The organism is Gracilibacillus alcaliphilus, from assembly GCF_016909015.1.
Classification (GTDB): Bacteria; Bacillota; Bacilli; order Bacillales; family Amphibacillaceae; genus Gracilibacillus; species Gracilibacillus alcaliphilus.
In genome coordinates this window covers 48765-68268 of record NZ_JAFBFA010000014.1, presented here as the reverse complement: position 1 = coordinate 68268, position 19504 = coordinate 48765, and the positions used below count along the sequence as shown (strand labels likewise).

The 19504-nt window shown below is 38.8% G+C and carries 21 protein-coding genes and 3 pseudogenes; 4 read left to right on the top strand and 20 right to left on the bottom strand.

Annotated features, from left to right (window positions below; all coding sequences use genetic code 11):
• Positions 1-164: 164 nt before the first annotated feature.
• Positions 165-932: a VOC family protein gene (locus JOD18_RS24805; RefSeq protein ID WP_338029534.1), complete on the bottom strand. Its 768-nt coding sequence runs from the start codon at positions 930-932 to the stop codon at positions 165-167.
• A 205-nt stretch (positions 933-1137) separates the two neighbouring features.
• Between JOD18_RS24805 and JOD18_RS11945 the strand changes: the two genes are divergently transcribed.
• Entirely contained in the window at positions 1138-2064 is a 927-nt protein-coding gene (locus JOD18_RS11945) for a DUF3895 domain-containing protein (RefSeq protein ID WP_204669262.1), read from the top strand.
• 48 nt (positions 2065-2112) lie between these two features.
• Here the strand turns inward: JOD18_RS11945 and JOD18_RS11940 are convergent, their stop codons facing one another.
• Positions 2113-3180, bottom strand: a complete 1068-nt coding sequence (locus tag JOD18_RS11940) for a C45 family autoproteolytic acyltransferase/hydrolase (RefSeq protein ID WP_204669261.1) — start codon at positions 3178-3180, stop codon at positions 2113-2115.
• 58 nt (positions 3181-3238) lie between these two features.
• Positions 3239-3655, bottom strand: a complete 417-nt coding sequence (locus JOD18_RS11935; protein WP_204669260.1) for a hypothetical protein — start codon at positions 3653-3655, stop codon at positions 3239-3241.
• A gap of 704 nt (positions 3656-4359) precedes the next feature.
• Between JOD18_RS11935 and JOD18_RS11930 the strand changes: the two genes are divergently transcribed.
• Positions 4360-6126, top strand: a complete 1767-nt coding sequence (locus JOD18_RS11930; RefSeq protein WP_204669259.1) for a DUF2207 domain-containing protein — start codon at positions 4360-4362, stop codon at positions 6124-6126.
• A 935-nt stretch (positions 6127-7061) separates the two neighbouring features.
• Here JOD18_RS11930 and JOD18_RS11925 read toward each other — a convergent pair.
• Positions 7062-8372 (bottom strand): acyl-CoA thioesterase/bile acid-CoA:amino acid N-acyltransferase family protein, encoded by a 1311-nt coding sequence (locus JOD18_RS11925; RefSeq protein WP_204669258.1) that lies wholly within the window; start codon positions 8370-8372, stop codon positions 7062-7064.
• A 189-nt stretch (positions 8373-8561) separates the two neighbouring features.
• Positions 8562-8723 (bottom strand): annotated as a pseudogene (locus JOD18_RS11920) (JAB domain-containing protein); the annotation flags it as partial.
• A gap of 289 nt (positions 8724-9012) precedes the next feature.
• Between JOD18_RS11920 and JOD18_RS11915 the strand changes: the two are divergent.
• Positions 9013-9156, top strand: a complete 144-nt coding sequence (locus tag JOD18_RS11915; protein ID WP_204669257.1) for a hypothetical protein — start codon at positions 9013-9015, stop codon at positions 9154-9156.
• A 121-nt stretch (positions 9157-9277) separates the two neighbouring features.
• A pseudogene (locus JOD18_RS25010) lies at positions 9278-9770 on the top strand (ATP-binding protein).
• Between the two features lie 153 nt (positions 9771-9923).
• On the opposite strand, the gene JOD18_RS11905 reads toward JOD18_RS25010, so the two are convergent.
• The 15 genes and pseudogenes from JOD18_RS11905 to JOD18_RS11835 form a co-directional block, all read right to left on the bottom strand.
• The gene (locus JOD18_RS11905; protein ID WP_204669256.1) at positions 9924-10304 is read right to left on the bottom strand and encodes a site-specific integrase; all 381 of its coding nucleotides are present in this window, start codon (positions 10302-10304) and stop codon (positions 9924-9926) included.
• Between the two features lie 352 nt (positions 10305-10656).
• Positions 10657-11049 (bottom strand): 30S ribosomal protein S9, encoded by a 393-nt coding sequence (gene rpsI, locus JOD18_RS11900; RefSeq protein ID WP_204669255.1) that lies wholly within the window; start codon positions 11047-11049, stop codon positions 10657-10659.
• A gap of 19 nt (positions 11050-11068) precedes the next feature.
• On the bottom strand, positions 11069-11506 hold the full coding sequence (gene rplM / locus JOD18_RS11895; RefSeq protein WP_204669254.1) for a 50S ribosomal protein L13: 438 nt from the start codon (positions 11504-11506) through the stop codon (positions 11069-11071).
• A 152-nt stretch (positions 11507-11658) separates the two neighbouring features.
• Positions 11659-12399 (bottom strand): tRNA pseudouridine(38-40) synthase TruA, encoded by a 741-nt coding sequence (truA, locus tag JOD18_RS11890; protein WP_204669253.1) that lies wholly within the window; start codon positions 12397-12399, stop codon positions 11659-11661.
• A 12-nt stretch (positions 12400-12411) separates the two neighbouring features.
• A complete protein-coding gene (locus JOD18_RS11885; protein ID WP_204669252.1) occupies positions 12412-13209 on the bottom strand; it encodes an energy-coupling factor transporter transmembrane component T family protein in 798 nt (265 codons plus the stop codon).
• 2 nt (positions 13210-13211) lie between these two features.
• Positions 13212-14072 carry an energy-coupling factor transporter ATPase gene (locus tag JOD18_RS11880; RefSeq protein ID WP_204669251.1) on the bottom strand — a complete coding sequence of 287 codons (861 nt, stop codon included), beginning with the start codon at positions 14070-14072 and terminating at the stop codon, positions 13212-13214.
• On the bottom strand, positions 14048-14881 hold the full coding sequence (locus tag JOD18_RS11875) for an energy-coupling factor transporter ATPase (protein ID WP_204669250.1): 834 nt from the start codon (positions 14879-14881) through the stop codon (positions 14048-14050). The genes JOD18_RS11880 and JOD18_RS11875 overlap by 25 nt, the downstream gene beginning before the upstream one ends.
• A gap of 796 nt (positions 14882-15677) precedes the next feature.
• Positions 15678-16031: a 50S ribosomal protein L17 gene (rplQ, locus tag JOD18_RS11870; protein WP_204669249.1), complete on the bottom strand. Its 354-nt coding sequence runs from the start codon at positions 16029-16031 to the stop codon at positions 15678-15680.
• 39 nt (positions 16032-16070) lie between these two features.
• Positions 16071-17015, bottom strand: coding sequence for a DNA-directed RNA polymerase subunit alpha (locus JOD18_RS11865; RefSeq protein WP_204669248.1), 945 nt, complete (start codon positions 17013-17015; stop codon positions 16071-16073).
• 248 nt (positions 17016-17263) lie between these two features.
• On the bottom strand, positions 17264-17653 hold the full coding sequence (gene rpsK, locus JOD18_RS11860) for a 30S ribosomal protein S11 (protein WP_204669247.1): 390 nt from the start codon (positions 17651-17653) through the stop codon (positions 17264-17266).
• A gap of 24 nt (positions 17654-17677) precedes the next feature.
• Positions 17678-18043 (bottom strand): 30S ribosomal protein S13, encoded by a 366-nt coding sequence (gene rpsM / locus JOD18_RS11855; protein ID WP_204669246.1) that lies wholly within the window; start codon positions 18041-18043, stop codon positions 17678-17680.
• 19 nt (positions 18044-18062) lie between these two features.
• Positions 18063-18176 carry a 50S ribosomal protein L36 gene (rpmJ, locus tag JOD18_RS11850; protein ID WP_003156543.1) on the bottom strand — a complete coding sequence of 38 codons (114 nt, stop codon included), beginning with the start codon at positions 18174-18176 and terminating at the stop codon, positions 18063-18065.
• Positions 18177-18206: 30 nt separating this feature from the next.
• Entirely contained in the window at positions 18207-18425 is a 219-nt protein-coding gene (gene infA / locus JOD18_RS11845) for a translation initiation factor IF-1 (protein WP_062321807.1), read from the bottom strand.
• Positions 18403-18740, bottom strand: a pseudogene (locus JOD18_RS11840) (KOW domain-containing RNA-binding protein). The gene infA and the pseudogene JOD18_RS11840 overlap by 23 nt, the downstream one beginning before the upstream one ends.
• A gap of 83 nt (positions 18741-18823) precedes the next feature.
• A complete protein-coding gene (locus tag JOD18_RS11835; RefSeq protein WP_204669245.1) occupies positions 18824-19477 on the bottom strand; it encodes an adenylate kinase in 654 nt (217 codons plus the stop codon).
• Positions 19478-19504 lie beyond the last annotated feature (27 nt).

Below are 19504 nucleotides of genomic sequence, written 5' to 3'. Positions count from 1 at the left end.
GAGGAAGAATTAAGTGGATTTTCATTTTACTATAGTATAAATCATATTCCCTCTGGGAGCTCCCATAAATCCCATCATATCAATTCTCGTACAGCTTCTTCACTTTGCTTCCATTGCAATTGCAACAACACCTGCCATTTCTGACAAGTGTTGCTCACATCCTCTTATTTTCTTGGATTTACCCTTAAAATCGTTCCAGCGGGATCAGAAATCCAATAGCCATTGGCATTTTCATGAATTTCTACTTCGTCCCTTCTATTTACGCTGTGCTCTGCCAAATAATCAGCTGCCGCTTCGAGATGAGCTGCTGTTATCTCTAACCAGACATCTTGTTGTGCATAATTTTCCATACAGTCTAACCATAAGGTCATCTCCCCAAATTGAAATGCATGCGAACCAGACAGATAACCCAAATAAGGAAGCCTCACGATCTCTTGATAAAAATGCAGTGTCTCTTCATATTTATATTTGGGGATTTTTAGGGCAATATTATTCCCCGCCTTTAACCTTGGCTGATAATGACTAATCTCATTTTCATTCTCTGTTGTCGGTTGATACAGGTCGAAAATATTGCCATACAAATCTTCAAAGCCTACCCCGATTCCTCCGGGAACCGACTTGGGCTCCCCATGAAACACCACACCACGTGCTTTCATTTCATGATAGTCTTGTTCTATATCATTACTTAAAAACATAATTACTACTTGATCTGCTGCTTGTCTGCCAATCATTTCTCTTTGTTCTGATGTCTTGGCTTCGACTAATTCTAATTTGGTTTCATTAGAGGCACTTGGCGAAACTGTCAGGTACCTCCATTCTGGTGTAAACTCTATTTCGTCCCGAATGACGAACCCTAATACATCCGTATAAAACTGTTTTGCTTCCTCCATATCTTTCACTAAAACAGATAGTTGAACAGCCTGTGTAATCATCGTCATACTCCTCCTATACCTTCCTTAATGTCTATAGTATACCAAGCAAATAATGAATAGATTTCTTTCAAATTGCTATTGTTTTGCTGGTGACTTTTTCATCTCCGTATAATCATCCGTAAACCCCTGTTGACAACAAGCTTGTTCTATCATTTGGTAACTTTTTTAACATCCTCTATAATAATAAAAAGGGAGGTTGGCTGATATGACGCTCCATCTTAATGACAAAAAAAGACAAATTATTACAAGCAGCTTATCTGCAAATCAAAAGGAATTCCTGGAAGACATGCTGAAACGCGGGAGAAGGACGATATTTGCTAATATCCTCGCAAAAGAAAAGGCAGTGGATGGGGCTGGATCGGCAACCTATGACTGGGAGCTGCTGGACTACTTAGATGCTGGACCAAATTGGCAAAACAACTCCTCACTTTATTGTATGTGTGGCAGAAAGTTAAGATATCAATACGTGGTTCAGAATAGAAAAACGAATGATATTGTCCGATTTGGCAGAGATCACTTCCGGGAACATACCGGCATACCACCTCGACTGGCTAATCAAATTATAAAAGGGATCACGGAAATTGATTATGAACTAGATGAAATACTGTTAAAAATAAATGACGGATGGACACTGGCAGACGAAGGCATTGGCCAGATTCCTGCAGGCTTGCCAAATGATATTCAGGCTCATTTAGACTATGAGATACCGTTATTAGACAGGCAAATTTCCCGTTTAAAAAAACTAATCCAAGTGAAGATGGAGCAGGAACAGCAACGCAAGAAAGAAGCTCTAGAACGAGAAAAGCAGAACCGATTATCACAAACAAAGAACAGGAGTATTCAAGAATACAACAGCCTGTCTCCAATCAAACGGTCTTCCCCTTTAGACGAAGAATTAGAAATAGGTGTTATTCATTTTATCTATACTTGGCCTGAGTCAGATTTTGCTGCAGAAGATGTGTGCGAATTTCTGGTACAAGAATATGACGCCCCTGCCGACCGATTTTCGACAGGGAAATATAGGATATTTGGACATGTTTGTATCTTTTTAGAGAGTTTAGTCAAGGCGAAAAAGATAGAATTTATCCGTAAAGATAACCTGACAATGGAAAGATTTTATCACATTTTGTAAATAAAGCGATTGCCGGGGGTTCTGGATGTTATCCCATGACATCTCGCCTTATAGTGATTTATACCAATCTACCTTTTCCATATGTACAAATGGAATATCTGTATCTACCTCACCCAGCACCTTAGTGACAGAGAAATCGGAGCCCTTTAACCAAGCAGAAAAATCAAAACTGACTGGGGTTCGGTCACCGCCAAGTGCAAACCATGTTTCTAATTTCGTTGGAAAATAAGCAGAAGTATGAATCGTACCTGCCCATTGTCCATACAATTTGGAGAATACCCCGTGCTCTGTTCCGTTTAGTAATTGAAAGGCTTCTTCTCCGCTTAATGGGCTTACTTGCCGCTCTGCGATTGATTCCAAGCGGCGTTTGGAATCCTCCAGATAATATCTATTCTCTTCCGTTAATAACTGGAAGTGGTTTGTACATGCCGATCCGTTACGCACCGCTACTTTTCTCGGAGACGTTTCAACAATTGTGGACTCTTCATGCCTCTTATCAAATAACACATAATTAAATGACCCGCGATGCGGGATATTTTTTAATAAAGAAACGGCTTCAGCTATATCTGTACAAGTCTCTAAAATCAACCTGCCGATCATATTACACACAAAACCATCTCCCGGTCTTTTACGATGAGCAAATGTATAGCCCATTGCTAATCCCTTATCATTCATACCATCTGACCTGCCTGTCACTTTCTGAGTAACCCCAATCACTGCATTGCCCTTATCTGTTGGCTGATAGACGGTGTAACAGCCATCATATGTTTTCGGATGATAATCATAGTTACGAACAAGAAAGTCTTTTCCACTTAAGATCGAACACCCTGATGGAGTTAATGTACTGCGGTACCCGCCGAATTCAAGTAAGACTCGATCGATCGGCCATTCGAGTGCATCTTGAAGACCGATTATCTCTTCCCAAATGGCAGGCGCCACTTCTTGGAAAATAGCTTTGGTTTCCTCTGCTTTAATATCAAAAAGCGGTCTTCTCACCTTCCATTGCCTCTCACGATTTTCTAATAAAATGTGATTTTGTAATAGTTGGCCCTGATAATAACCAAAATCATAATGATTGCCGCGAAATTGGATCACATTCGCATGTATTTTTTTCATAAATAACTCCTTTATGTGCTTAAAGTACTGCCCAGCCAGCTATATAAACAAGCACCATTTATTTTTGTTCCACAGTGTATCTTACTTGTTTAAAAGTAATAATATCCCCTGATTCTTTGTCATCACTCGTTTGAAGCAGTTGTAATTTTGGTTTGTAATCGGTTGGAAATGCCCCTTCAATACCACTGATATCCAATTTGTATACTTTATCATTCTCCATTGTTCCTTCAAAAACGGATTCGTTTGCTACCGAAATAAAAGTGATCTTATCCTCATCTATACCACTCACTTTAATTTCAACTATCTCATCTGCAGTAGTAATGGTTGGTGTGACCAATTCAAGAACTCCTTCTCCTGTATCTTGTTTAAATGCTGTTTCTAGCTCACCTTGATCTTCTTCACCCACATATTCCTCTAATAAGGAACAGCCCGTTAACATTATCATTACCAATAAAATAATACTAATATGCTTCATTTATTTTTCTCCTTCACCTGTAGATATTGGGATATACCCTATTTAGTATACAGCAAAAAAAAGGTGTTAGCGTCCATTATACTCCACTTCGCCTTCGTTGAAATCACAAATCCTTGTAGTAAGGATTTACCGACGTTTTCCTCTAGAAATAGTTTGGGTTAAGACACCTTGCACAATCATCGATGATGATGTCTCTGGCTTCCTTAAATCATTAAAAGTTTCTAAGTATTTTGGCCCTTTTTCAGCAAAATGCCCTTTTATTTTGTTCTAGTCGCATAAAAAGACAAAAAAGAAGGTAACAAACGAACCTATACTGCAAAAAGTGAGACGACAATTTGATTCCCTATTGTAAATCCTTTTTTAAAAATGAAGCTAGAAATATTTATAGTGAAACACACAAATAGAATAAAAGGTTGATTGACCTGCTTCCAGTCAAGAAAAACTCAATGAAACGTATGTGATATGTTACCGATGTCTATTGTTTGATAATAGATACTATTCAGCCATTATCAGAGTAGCAGCAATTTATCGTTCTATCCGTAACCTATAGGTATGAAAACACTGCTCATGTCTTTGAAACTTCATTCTGTACCGAAGTGACTATCTGCTATAATGTAACTACAGGCGGCAATATGCTTTAAAAACTGAAACTAATAGATAAGTTGAACCGTATAAAGATAGTAATGACGAAAGGGAGTGACACAATGAATAATAAATGGATAAAGATTCTTGTTGCTTTTACTATAGTAATCATGTTGAACACAGGACTCACACTAACTGTCTTTGCTGAAAATAAGATGAGTGATCTACATATTGAAATAGTGCTGCAAGAAGATGGATCAGGAGTCATTACAGAACATCGTCAAATGAATATGGATGAAGGTACGGAACTTTTCATAAATATGGACAATCTTGATGGATCAGAGCTATTGGATTTTTCAGTCGATGGTTTTATAGAGGAGCCCAATTGGGACTCCGATGATTCACGGGAAGAAAAGGCAGGAAAATATGGAACATTATCTACAAATGACGGATTTGAATTAGTTTGGGGAATTGGTGACTACGGTGAAAATACGTATACCTTAACCTACACACTATCTAATCTTGTTCGAAATTTAGAAGATGGACAAGCGATGTTATGGAACTTTGACACCTTTTCCGATATTCCCGCTCAAAACTTAACGGTTGAAATTTCTAGTTTTCAACCATTCACTCAAGAAACCGTGAATTTCTGGGGATTTGGTTTTGACGGAGATATGCAGCTTGTCGGTGATCGAATTGTATGGGAATCAAACGGTGAAGCAGATGGGGATGTGATTGTTCTCACACAATTCCCGCCAGGTGTTTTTCAAGCACAACAAACAGAGGACATTACATTATCCGAACAACAAGAACAAGCAATGGAGGGATCTACCTATAACACAAGTGACAATACCACTTTTGTTCTTGTCATCGTTAGCGCAGTTGTTGGCCTTTGTCTGTTGATTGGAGTAGGAACTTTCCTAATTATTCGCAAAACTAATCAAGTGAAAAGAGAAGCTGGCGCTATGAAGCCTCTCTATAAACGGATAATAGAAAATAAAGATAGAACATACGAGTCCATCCCATATTCTGGTGAAGATTATGCAGGTTTAAGCGCCCTTTTAACTCAAATGTTTAGTTATTTTGAAGACATCTTCCAAGCTTATCTATTGAAATGGTCAGTGGAGGAAAAGATTACGATTGAAACCGAAGAAGAAAGTAAGTTTTTTGGAAAAAAACATCGCATTACCCTTACCATCAATAATTTTGAACATGAACTAGCTAATTATCCAACAACTTTTGATGAAATGATTAACCAAATAGAAGCCAAAGAATATAACGAAACGTATGAAACTGGTTTATGGACGATGCTCTTGGAAGTTGCGAATACAAATGGAGTAGTTACAGATGACAGCATACAAAAATGGAGTAAAGAGCATGCGGATAAAGTCAGTACGTTTGCTGACTATCTAAAAGACTACTCTGAAGAATATTTGGCCCAAAAAGGATGGTTCTCCTTTGAAGAAATAAAAATATTCGGAATGAAACAGCCTATCATCGTGCCAAGTAAAGAGGGCGATCAACTAGCTGATCATTTGGTTCAATTTGATAATTATTTAAATAAAGTTGATATAGAGGAATTTACGAGTGATTCCAAGCAATTATCTTTTAAAGATATCATGATATGGAATGTTTTACTTGGTAAAAGTGAAAAATTGTCTAAAAAATTAGACGGTTTAGTCCCTGATAACAAATATAATGATGACTGGATCTACCATCATTATTGGTATGGGACTTACTATACTCGTACATGCTGGTCCACAGGATTGTCCAGCGGCGGATTTCAGTCCATCACTGCAACTCCAACTTCTTCCGGCGGCAGCGGTGGTGCTACAGGCGCTGGTGGTGGTGGCGGAGCTGGTGGAGGTGGCGGCGGTGGTGCTCGCTAAGCGAAACCGCTCCAGTCTCTAACTTTACTAGTAAGACATATTGGACATTATTAGCATTAAAAAAATCTAGAGGAACATTTACATGATCGTTCCTGACGAGTTGGATGTATGCTACAAGAAGTCGCCTTTCTGACAGGAGTCGGCTTCTCTGTATGCGCACCCCTGATAACCGTACGTACCTTTATTTTGAACACAGCAACGACCTGCCTCGATGATGGGACAATTTCATCATTCTATCATGAAAGTACAAGGAGCCCCTTCTTAACTGATAAAAGGACGACTGGAATTAATCTTTTCTCCAATATACCTACCGTGTAAACCCAATGTACAACACCTTGATGATAAAAATGACCCTGTGCTTTTAAAAAAGGATATTGGGGTATATCAGATCTTTTGTACATATTAACAACATCATGTTGATGTTATTCTAAAATAGCGATATATCGTTATTTTAGAATAACCGATATATCGCTAACTGTCAAGATGGTGAATATATTTTCCTCAGTTCATCTTACTTATAACATAGCTTTACTTAGAATAATGCCTTCTCTTATTCAGGCCCTACAATGAAAAATAAGCGCTTATCCTTATTCAAGGATAGCGCCTGTTTGTTGGGTAACTTTGATTTTAACATGTAATTACGAGAGTGGGACCCCCAACATTTTAACGAAAGTATACCCTTAGCCCTGAATCATGTTCGACTTGGCGTTTCTCTTTACTTTATGCTCAAACGACATCCTCACCTAAGCAAAATAAATTAAACGGACTCGCAAAAAAAAGCAGTCACTGACCAGGCACACAAACCTAGACAGTCGCGTTCTTTATTAAACTAACGTTACTGGTTAGCGTAACACTCCTTCAAAAGACCGAGATCCACCAACTATGTATTAGCCACTTGCTAATTAGATGGTAAGTGGTGGCTGTGTAAATTAATCCTATTCAGTTAAACCCTTCAATGTCTCGTTTAAAAATTTCACCGTTTTCTCCCATGAATTACTTGCCGCCCTTGCATTATCTTTTTTTGTTCCCCCAAAAATCATCCTCATATTATATTGCATGTTTCCTGTGATTTGAGGGAGGTTCGGAGCGCTACCAGGAAATGTGGCAAAATGCCCAACATTTTCATAATAAATAAACTCATTCTGTTTTTTATACTCGTGATTTTGTAGAAGACTTTCTATCCGTTTGGTAAAAAATACGGCAGGTTGGATATGGTCATCCTCTCCGGCAAAAAACATCATTGGGGTTTTAATATTTTCAATTGGAATTGCTGTTTCCTCCAATTGTTGCTCATCCTGTATAATACGGTTCATAACATCCAAACCCGAATAAGGTTTTCCCAGAATCCAATGTTTGAAGAAGGAAAATGTATCTTGTTTTGTGCGTTGTGCCCGAAAATAAGGAAGTGGTACATTTTTATATGCCCAAGCTGACTTTTCCACTGGCTGCATATTAACAAGCCCTGAAAAAATTATTGCACTTGGGGCGACAGCTATTACTGATTTTATGTTAGGAAAATGACTTGCATATAATAACGCTAGTTCAGAACCACGTGAAAAACCGATGATGCCAAGTCGTTTTTGATCAACTTGTCTTAAGTTCATTAAATATTGAAACGCATGGTCAATATACTCAAGAGGTATTTCTACAATCCCTTTTGGCAACCCTTTTCGTCCGAAATAAGCTAGAGCTAATACTACGTATCCCTCACTCGCGACGAGTGCAGCAGAGGATTCGTGTACTTCCGCATCTGAGCCACCAATAATAACAACAGCAGGCAATGAATCACCATTTTCAGGATAGAATAATGTCCCAATCATAGAATCATCATTCAATTCTTTTTTAATAATGTTTTTTTGATAAAAAGTTCGAATAATTTGTTCCGAAGCCAATAATGCTCCATTATGATAAACTTCTATATTAATCACTAACGGATCTGAACTGTGTTTGATAAACATTCGATCTTTCTTAGACTCCATCGACCAAAATAACCCAAATACATCGATGCCTTCGTAGTCACCTTCTATCGGTGAATGTAAATTTAAATCAATAATACCGTTTTCATCGGATATAAATGTTGCTTCAGAAACAAATCTCTCTTGGCGGTCGTCTTTAGTTGAAGCTTTAATAACGATTTGACTTGATGGTTCATTGGTATAGATTTGAAAAGAAATGGGTTCATTTGTTTTTGATTCCTTTGGCGTGATGTTAATTTTTAAACGGTCATGAATTTGTGTCATTTTCATAATTCCCTCCAAATAATTTAAAAATTATATTCCCTTCAATACAACCGCCTTCCGTATCAATTCTTAATAAACTAACCTGTTAGTTGAAGAAAAATTATATTGAATAAAATAACTCAATATTTAAGGAATGCACATTCTATTTAACATATTAACATATATCTTGATGAAAAAAGGGAGTTGTTTCTCCCTTTAAATATAACCTCTTTCTTTTAAGCTAGTAAAACTGTTATCACTGTTTACCACTAAGTGATCAAGTACTTCGATGCCTAATAACTTTCCGGCTTCGACTAATCTCTTTGTAACGTTAATGTCTTCCCTCGATGGTATTATATCACCACTTGGATGGAAATGGGTATGTTAGTTTAGATAAGTACGGTATTACCTAACAAAAAAAGAATCCAACTGATGTGGATTTGAAATAAAGTTGCACCGTTTATAAAAAAGATGTATCGTTTTAAATAAAATCGTACCGTTTTACCCCTTTGGATATAATTGTCTAAAGGGGTGTTTTATGTCGAAAAATGAATAAAAAAAGGTTCATGATGTATTTGGCAAAATAAAAGTACATAATAATGCAGCTCACGCTACTTATTTGCCTGGCCGTATCGCTGAATAGAACCACGACATCAGAAAAGAAAGAATGAAGTGGTTAATTTCATTACTTGCCATTTATGAGATAACAGAGATCAATGAACAGTTTTATGAGTTGGTAAGTATGCAACCTTCAGCTCTTAAGGAGCCGGCTCACCACCCTTATGACATTGATTGGTCCAAATATGATTAGCTTCAAAAGTTAACTGGTTTGGCAGGTGAAGCAAGATGAGTGAATTGAAAGCTATCTGTAAATCTCTTCGCCTCGCCTATACGGGTATGAAAGTATCCCTTTTGAGAATCCACGCCAGTATTTGGAGTCTATACTAGCGAAGGAATTGGAGCTACGTGTAGAAGCAAAAGTAGAAAGATTAATTAAGAAGGCTCACTTTCTTCAAGAAAAGCCTCTTTCTTCTTTTCAATGGCACGACCAAATTCACTTTCCTCCTCGAATGGATGCGAAAGAGCTGGAGAGGCTACATTTTATTCAAGTAAAAGAAAATCTAATTTTAACGGGATCGCCAGGTACAGGAAAAACACATTTAGCGACTGCCATCGGCTATGAGGCACTGCAAGATAGGAGTGGAAATAAGGTTTTACAGTGTATTTGATCTGGTGGGGAACTTGGAGAAAGCTTGGAAAGAGGATAAGCTGGGGGCTTTCCAAAGCAAATTCAGAAATGTTGATCTCATCATTTTGGATGAAATGGGATACGTCCTTTTTACCACCGAGGGTGCTGAACTCTTCTTTCAGAATTTCACTGGTGATAGTTTTAGAATCACCCATGCATTATCGAGAAATAACTGACTAAATTAGGCTGGCAAGCTTATGTATATTTTCATTGCAATTTTGTGTACATTTCCCTTGCAAAATACATCTGTTAACCGATAAGCAATAGAATATCTAATTTCTCTCTTAATATGAGGATTTAAAATAATATAATCAAACTTTAGATATACATCATTTCTTGTCCTGATCTAACCTTGATAAAAAATCGTAAAAGCTTAGTATACAAGTTAAAGTAGTGTTTACTAATCTTTCTGAGCGTCTTGCTTTAGCGCTTTTCAAAGTCAATATTTTTGTGGATTGATATGGGCTCCTTAACCATCCAATAAAATTGGCCAATATATTAAGGGCTACATTTTTGTAATCAATTTGATTTTCCCTTAAAAACTGAAAGTATAATTTTAAATGATAAGAGTAAGATTTAAGAGTGTTTCCTGCTTTACCTATCTGATCCAAACACTTTAAATACTTAGTAACCACAATTACAGGTGATCCTTCTGAATCAAGCAGCATGTATCTTGTACTTCCATCTACGTATATTTCTTGAACCTTCAATCTATCACTCCCTTAACGCTTATTATCTATGTAAACTATAAATACTATATATTAAAAGTACAGTTAATAGAAGTATGTAGATATAAAAAAAGAGTAAATAATAACGTGGAATACGTTATTACCTACTCAATATTATAGTATAGATAAACATTAATGTTTCGAATACTTACATAGTGTCACCCCCTCTCAAAAAGAGGCGAACCACACCCATGAAAGCCCTATTACACTTATAGTAAGTATAGCAAAACAAATAAGCCTTTCACATCAATTCTACAAAACATATTTAATACTTAATTACCCCAAAAAAAGACCCTTTCCACATAAGTGAAAAGAGCCTTTGAACGTTGGTTTATTAACGTTTTGAGAACTGAGGAGCACGACGGGCTTTCTTAAGACCTGGCTTCTTACGTTCTTTCTCACGTGCGTCACGTGTTAAGAATCCTGCACGCTTCAATGTAGCGCGGTATTCAGGATCAGCTTCTAATAATGCACGAGCAACTCCGTGACGGATTGCACCAGCTTGACCAGTGAAACCTCCGCCATCTACGTTTACTAATACATCATAGCTGCCTTCTGTTTCTGTAGCTACTAATGGTTGTTTGATAATTGTACGAAGAGTTTCGTAAGGGAAATAGCTCTCCGCGTCACGTTTATTAACAAGAATACGTCCAGTACCTGGAACTAAACGTACACGAGCAGTTGAACTTTTACGGCGTCCGGTACCGTAATATTGTACTTGTGCCACTATGGTAACCTCCTTTTAATTATCCGCGAAGTTCGTAAACTTCTGGTTTTTGTGCCTCATGTTTATGGTCAGCGCCACGATAGACATGTAATTTTTTACCCATTTTACGGCCTAATTTACCTTTTGGTAACATACCTTTAATAGTAAGCTCTAACATTTGTTCTGGATATTTTTCACGCATTTCACCAGCAGTACGTGATTTTAATCCACCTGGGTGGTTAGAATGACGATAGTATAGTTTGTCACTCAATTTCTTACCTGTAAGTTCGATTTTTTCCGCGTTGATAATGATTACATAATCACCAGTATCAGCATGCGGTGTATATGTTGGTTTATGTTTTCCGCGAAGGATAGAAGCAACTTCACTTGCTAAACGACCTAACGTTTTTCCTTCTGCGTCGACAACAAACCATTTACGTTCGATATTATTTTCATTCGCCATGAAAGTTGTACGCATGATCTTACCTCCTAGTTCATGATTCCATTGTTCATTATAGTCCGATTTATATTCTAACACGAGTAGTTTCCGGGGCTATTCGTGGTTTAGAAAATAAAATGCCATAGACCATAATATAACAAGTTGTCCTAAATGTCAATAGTTTACTTCATTTAGTTTTTATATTTAACCGCCCATAAATAAAGACCTTGAGCCGGGGCAGTCTTTCCTGCTGCGGATCGGTTCTCTGCTGCAATAATTTTCTGCAGCTGTTCTGGCTCACGCTGGCCCAAACCCACTTCAATTAAGGTACCAGCAATAATCCGCACCATATTATATAAAAAACCGGTCCCGCGGACAGCTATAATTAACTGATCTGCTTGTGGTTCTACCTTCACCGCCGTAATCGTGCGCACCTTATCCCCTTTTAATGTATGATTGGCTGCACAGAACGAACTGAAATCGTGGGTTCCCAACAAAAACTGGCTGGCAGTCTGCATAGCCTTAACATCTAATCGATCTTCGATAAAATGGCGGTAATGACGCTGAAATAAGTTATATTCACCCGTACCGATCACATAATGATACTCCTTCTCTGCTACATCAAAACGAGCATGGAAGCTCTCTGAAACCTGCATCATATCAGCAACTTCTATATCATCGGGAAGCATGGTGTTTAATGCCTTTACCCAATTTGGAGCAGGGATATTTAAATCAGTGTCGAAGTGAATCACCTGTCCAATCGCATGTACGCCTTGATCAGTACGCCCAGAAGCAGTTACACGTATCGATCTTCCTTTATGCATTTTGCTTAAGACAGCTTCCAGTTCCCCCTGAATCGTCCGCGTGTTAGGCTGAATTTGATAACCGGAGAATTGTGTACCATCATATCGAATCTTTGCTTTCCATCTCATCTGTTTAACTCCTTATTGACGTAAGAATAGGAACATTATCATAACAGCAAGATAGACAATCGCCGTTATATAGTCTATCCGCTTAAACTGCAGCTGACGCAGCTTGGTTCTTCCTTCACTTCCGCGATAACCTCTGGCTTCCATTGCCATCGCCAGGTCTTCCGCCCGCTTAAAGGCGCTGATAAATAAAGGAACTAGCAACGGAACAATCGCATAAATACGGCTCTTCATCGAACCTGTACGGAAATCGACACCCCTTGATGCTTGTGCTTTAGATATCTTCTCTGTCTCATCTAATAAAGTCGGGATAAAGCGCAGGGATATCGACATCATCAAAGCCAGCTCGTGGACAGGTATGCGCAGCTTCTTGAAAGGACCTAACAGCATCTCTAAGGCATCGGTAATCTCCATTGGCGCGGTCGTCAACGTCAGCAAAGATGTAACCAAAACCAACAACATAAAGCGCCATGAAATCATCAGCCCGCGCTCGATACCGCCTTGGTGGATAGCAAAGCTGCCTATCTCCAACAAAATCGGCCCTTCCTTTGTCACAATTATATGTAGAAGTAGCGTAAACACAATCAAAAACCATACAGGGGTGATCCCTTTGATAATATATCCAAGACGCAGCTGAGTCAGCAGGACAGCCGCAAAGGCAAAGAGAGTTAACCAACTGTAACTAACCAAGTTATTAGCAAAAAAAACAATAAAGACAAAGGTAAAAATAATCATTAACTTGGTTCTCGGATCCAGTCGATGGATAAACGAATGCCCTGGCACATATTGCCCTATAATCATATAAGACTTCATCACTAAGTCTCCCTTAACTTTTCTATCATCTCTTTGGCTAAGTCGTGCGCTGATTGCCGTTGATAAGCGATATGGATACCAAATCGTTCCTCAAAGTGATTCAGCAAAGTTAGCACCTCTGGCATATCCAAATTCGCCTCAGCAAGCAAATCTGGATTAGCAAAGACTTGCTCTGGTGTTCCTTCCATTAGCATACTCCCTTTTGCCAGAACGATTATTCTGTCTGCATAGGCTAGAGCATCCGCCATTTGGTGGGTTACCAAAATCGTAGTGGTACCTCTTTCTTTGTGAATTCGATAAAACAAATCCATGATTGCTTGTTGCCCTTGCGGATCCAGACCGGCAGTTGGCTCGTCTAGAATTAATACCTCTGGTTTCATAGCTAATACCCCCGCAATGGCTACTCGGCGCATTTGCCCCCCGCTTAATTCAAACGGAGATTTGGCAAGCACCTCTTCTTCCAGGTTCACTTGTGCCAATGCTTCCATAATACGCGGTTGGATGTCTTCCTTAGGTATATGGAAATTCTCCATTGCAAAACGAATATCTCGCTCTACTGTTTCCTCAAATAATTGATGCTCAGGATATTGAAAAACGACCCCTACTTTTTCTCTTAATTTTTTCAAGTCTTGTTTTTTCTGACCTTTAGACAGGACAAATGAACCAATCTGTACTTCTCCGCTAGAGGGAATTAAAAGCCCATTGATATGCTGAAGCAATGTCGATTTACCAGAACCAGTATGACCTACTACTGCCACAAATTCTTGATCTCGGATGGTGAGGTTCATATTGGTCAGTGCTTGATGGCTAAACGGCGTATTTGGCTGGTAGGTATAACTTACATCTTTAAATGTGATTTCCATAATGTTTCTATAAGCTCCTCCTGCTTCAATGGATACGTAGAAAATGGGTAGCCATATTGCTCCAATTCTATAGCTAATTGTACAGATAATGGAATGGTTAGGCCAATAGATTGCAATTCTTGATGGCTATTGAACAACTTATCGGTCGTCGTATCCTTGAAGATTGCTCCTTTATTCATCACAATGACGCGATCAGCAATTGATATCTCTTGTAAATCATGGGTAATCATAACGGTTGTAATGGCCAACTGTTCTTTTAATGACAACACAGTAGCAAGAATCTCTTTCTTTCCTCTTGGGTCTAACATGGCAGTTGCCTCGTCTAACAATAATACTTGCGGATGTATGGCCATCACACTGGCAATTGCTACACGCTGCTTTTGTCCTCCGGATAAATGGTGGGGTTCATGATTCTCATAGGCTTCCATCCCTACCTGCTGCAGGCTCTCCTGAATGCGGCGCAGCATTTCTTCACGGGCAATTGCTCTATTCTCCAAACCAAATGCTACATCATCACGTACGGTTGTACCCACAAATTGATTTTCTGGATTTTGAAATACCATCCCGATTTTTTGTCGTATTTCCCAAACATTTGTCGGCGTTATTTTTCGATCATCAATAAAGATCTCTCCTGCTTGCGGCATTAACAAACCATTTGCCAATTTGGCAATAGTGGATTTACCTGAACCATTGTGCCCTAGGATAGCAACGGTCTCCTTGCTCTCTATCTTCAAGTTGAAGTTCTTCAGTACCCATGGAGTATCTTCGTTATAGCGGAAATACACATCACGAAATTCAATAGCAACCATTATTATTTGCTCCTTACATCATTATTTCCCAGGTAATAACTATATTCTATCAGGTTATCGATGGAGAATACTATAAGAATTTGTCGAAAAACTAAAGATAAATAATACAGATTATGTATAGGAACTATTTTCTATGTTTGGATTAAGAAAGTTTTATTCTGCTTGGCATCGCTTCGGAAATATGCTTCGCTTTCCGCGGGCTTGCTTCAGCAACCTCAGAAAAGCAAAACACTTTTCCTGCGGGGTCTTCGCACTGCGCTATCCCCGCAGGAGTCTTCGCATATTTCCTACGCTAGATGGAAGTGCTTCAGCGATTACAACTGCCAAAATCAAGTACTCTAGGTTCGATGATTAACTTATAAACATAGAAAAGAAATCCGATAAATATTTTAAAACTATCAAGCTCTATGCTATTGCATGCATTAATAATAGAACTTTATTCTAGCGTAAGCCAACCACGTAGACTTTTGCGGGAACATCACGGGTTGAAGATCCACTTGAAAAAGTGTGCTTCTTTTTCAAGTTAGCTGAGGCCGCGCCCACGAAAAGCAGAGTGGTTGGCTGAAGCGTGGCCTTGCACCTATCCTCTGTTAAGTTGGGACTAAGTATGTCGCTATACATAATCAGTATTATACATATTTCCTTTCACATGGCCATGCTATATTATAAGTGGTTATTTAAAATTACTGCTGGTTATTTTCCTTTTTCATTTTACAGATTCCAAGCAAAAAAGGGCCTGGATTGACCTCTAAACGAGATTAAGTCCTGCCCCTTAACATTGATGATATGGAATTGTTTATACCAATTCAATGATTGCCATATTTGCACCGTCACCACGACGAGGTCCTAATTTTAGCACTCTCGTATATCCACCTTGACGATCTTCATAGCGCTTTGCAACGTCATTGAAAAGCTTTTGAACCGCGTCTTCATTTTCGTTCGCCTCTGCTTTATATAAGTATGCAGCAGCCTGACGACGTGCATGAAGGTCACCACGTTTACCAAGTGTGATCATTTTGTCTACTACTGAGCGTAGTTCTTTCGCTTTCGCTTCTGTTGTTTCGATACGTTCATGGATAATTAAATCTGTAGCTAATCCGCGAAGTAAAGCTAAGCGTTGATCTGATGTACGACCTAATTTTCTAGCCATGGAATATCCCTCCTTCGTTCGATATCTCAGATGACTTTATTAATCTTCTTTGCGCAAGCCTAAACCTAGATCTTCTAACTTATGTTTCACTTCTTCCAGTGATTTACGACCTAAGTTTCGTACTTTCATCATATCTTCTTCCGATTTATAAGCCAGCTCTTGTACAGTATTGATTCCTGCACGTTTTAAACAGTTATAAGATCTGACAGATAGATCAAGTTCTTCAATCGTCATTTCTAGAACTTTCTCTTTCTGATCTTCTTCTTTTTCAATCATGATTTCAGCGTTCTTCGCCTCATCGGTTAAACTCACAAAAATATCCATATGTTCGGTGAAGATCTTAGCCCCTAAAGAAATTGCTTCTTCCGGACGGATACTTCCATCTGTTAACACATCAAATGTTAATTTATCATAATTGGCGTCTTGACCAACACGAGTATTTTCAACTTGATAAGTTACTTTAGAAACTGGAGTGAAGATAGAATCCACTGGAATCACTCCAATTGGACGATCTTCATGGTTATTAGAATCATCTGGACGATATCCTCGGCCGCTTTGTGCGGAGATTCTCATCTTTAAATGGCCATTGCTAGCCACAGTAGCGATGTGAAGATCTGGATTTAGAATTTCAACATCACTATCAAAAATAATATCCGCAGCCGTAACTTTACCTTCTCCTTGTACATCTATCTCTAATGTCTTCTCTTCATCAGAATAGATCTTTAACGCAAGTTTCTTTAAGTTGAGAATAATAGTTGTTACATCTTCTACTACGCCTTCTACTGTGGAAAACTCGTGTAAAGCTCCATCTATTTGAACAGATGTGACAGCAGCGCCTGGCAGTGAAGATAGTAGAATACGACGCAAGGAGTTACCAAGTGTAGTACCGTATCCACGTTCAAGTGGTTCTACAACGAATTTACCGTAAGTAGCGTCATCGCTGATCTCTACTGCTTCAATTTTTGGTTTTTCAATTTCGATCATTCATTAAACCCTCCTTTAAAACGTCGAAACCCCGGTTAGACCCCAAGTCTAACCGAAATTCCCCAGGTAGGCAGTTCCCGTTTCTGCACTATGCAATTGTGACTTTGTCTTCTATCGATGCAATGGTGTGTGTGACTCAAAAGTTATTTCAATCCACGCACCCTCTAAAAAAAGGGCAGTGATATACCATTAAAACTTTATTAAGCTATCATAAACCATTATAGACAGATTAACAAATAATATACTAATTAAACTCGACGACGTTTTGGCGGGCGACAACCATTGTGAGGAACTGGTGTAACATCAACAATGGCAGTTACTTCTAAACCTGCTGCTTGAAGGGAACGGATTGCTGCTTCACGTCCAGCACCAGGTCCTTTCACAGTAACTTCTAAAGTTTTTAATCCATGATCTTGTGCCGCTTTTGCAGCAGATTCTGCAGCCATTTGAGCTGCAAATGGAGTGGATTTCTTAGAGCCTTTGAATCCTAGTGCACCTGCACTGCTCCAGCTGATTGCATTTCCCTGCACATCTGTAATCGTTACAATCGTATTATTGAAAGTAGAGCGGATATGTGCAATACCCGTATCTATATTCTTTTTCACACGACGTTTACGTGTATTTGTTTTACGTGCCATAGATAAGTAAACCTCCTTTATATGTTATTTCTTTTTGTTAGCCATTGTCTTTCTAGGACCTTTACGAGTACGTGAGTTGTTTTTCGTTTTTTGTCCTCGAACTGGTAAACCACGGCGATGACGAACACCACGATAAGAGCCAATCTCAATCAGACGCTTAATGTTTAGGGATACTTCACGGCGAAGATCACCTTCTACAGTAAAGTTGTCAATATTTTGACGAATTTGGCTTAATTCTTCTTCTGTTAAATCGCGAACACGAGTGTCTTCATTGACACCAGCTTGTTCCAATACTTTCTTTGCAGTTGTTTTACCAATACCATAAATGTAAGTTAAAGCAATTACAACGCGTTTATCACGCGGAACATCTACACCAGCAATACGTGCCATAGATTACTTACACCTCCTCTTATCCTTGTTTTTGTTTATGCTTAGGATTTTCGCAAATTACCATTACTTTTCCTTTACGACGAATAACCTTGCATTTTTCACAAATTGGTTTTACAGATGGTCTTACCTTCATCTTCCATACCTCCTCTTGTATCGGAGCATTTTATTTATAACGGTACGTTATTCGACCTCTTGTTAAATCATATGGAGAAAGTTCAACCGTAACCTTGTCTCCTGGTAAAATACGAATAAAGTGCATTCTAATTTTACCAGACACATGAGCCAATACGGTATGACCGTTCTCAAGTTCTACTTTAAACATCGCATTAGGCAGTGTATCAACTACAGTACCTTCTACTTCAATTGCATCGTCTTTCGCCATCGAGTTGATCTCCCTTCTTCAAATCTGTCTCTCGTATTCTTCGACAAATTTATTTATAGCATAACGTAACTTGCCATTGGTTACGCGCCCTGTTTCGAGAAGGCTTCTTTGTACTTCAGGAGATATATATCGTGTATATGCAATATGCTGCAAGTTCTTCTTCTTAGGATTGTTATACTTACGCTTATCTCCATCAGCCAACAACACAAAACGGCTGTCTAATTGTTTAATTACAATTGCAAACTGACCTGCTTCGCGTCCTTGTAGGATTTGAACAACCTGACCCAACTCCGGATAATTATCTGATTGACTCAATCATCTTCACCTTCAATTAGGTTTACGTTATACCTTATTCATCATGTTCAAACCTGATATTATTATACCAAGTTAATCACATATCATGAAGAAATTGCTTGTAATTTCTCATCAATATCAGCAAATACTTGATTGATATCTTGAGCGCCATTAATCGCTACTAAATCGCCTTTTGCAGAATAGAAGTCTAACATTGGCTGTGTTTGCTGGATGTTTACCTCTAGACGATTCTTCACAGTGGCTGGCTGATCATCTTTGCGCTGAATCAGTGTTGCACCATCTTTATCACATTTCCCCTCTACCTTTGGAGGGTTGAAACGTACATGATAGGCTGTTCCACACTCGGGACAAATCCAGCGGCCAGTTAGTCTTTCTACCAGCTCTTCCTGATCAACATCCACATGCAGCACATAATCAATTTGACGTCCTAAATTAGACAGCAATTGATCTAACGCCTCAGCCTGTGCCAATGTGCGTGGAAAACCATCTAGTAAAAAACCATCTTGGCAATCTTCCTTGCTAAGCCTCTCTTCTACTATACCGATAGTAACCTCATCAGGAACCAGAGCACCTTCATCCATATAGCTTTTCGCTTTCTGTCCAAGCTCTGTTCCTTCTTTGATAGCTAAACGAAACATATCCCCAGTTGAGATATGAGGAATATTATATTTCTCTACAATCTTTTCTGCCTGGGTACCTTTCCCTGCACCAGGAAGCCCCATAAGGATTAAATTCAAGGTTTTCCCCTCGCTCTCTGTCATTTG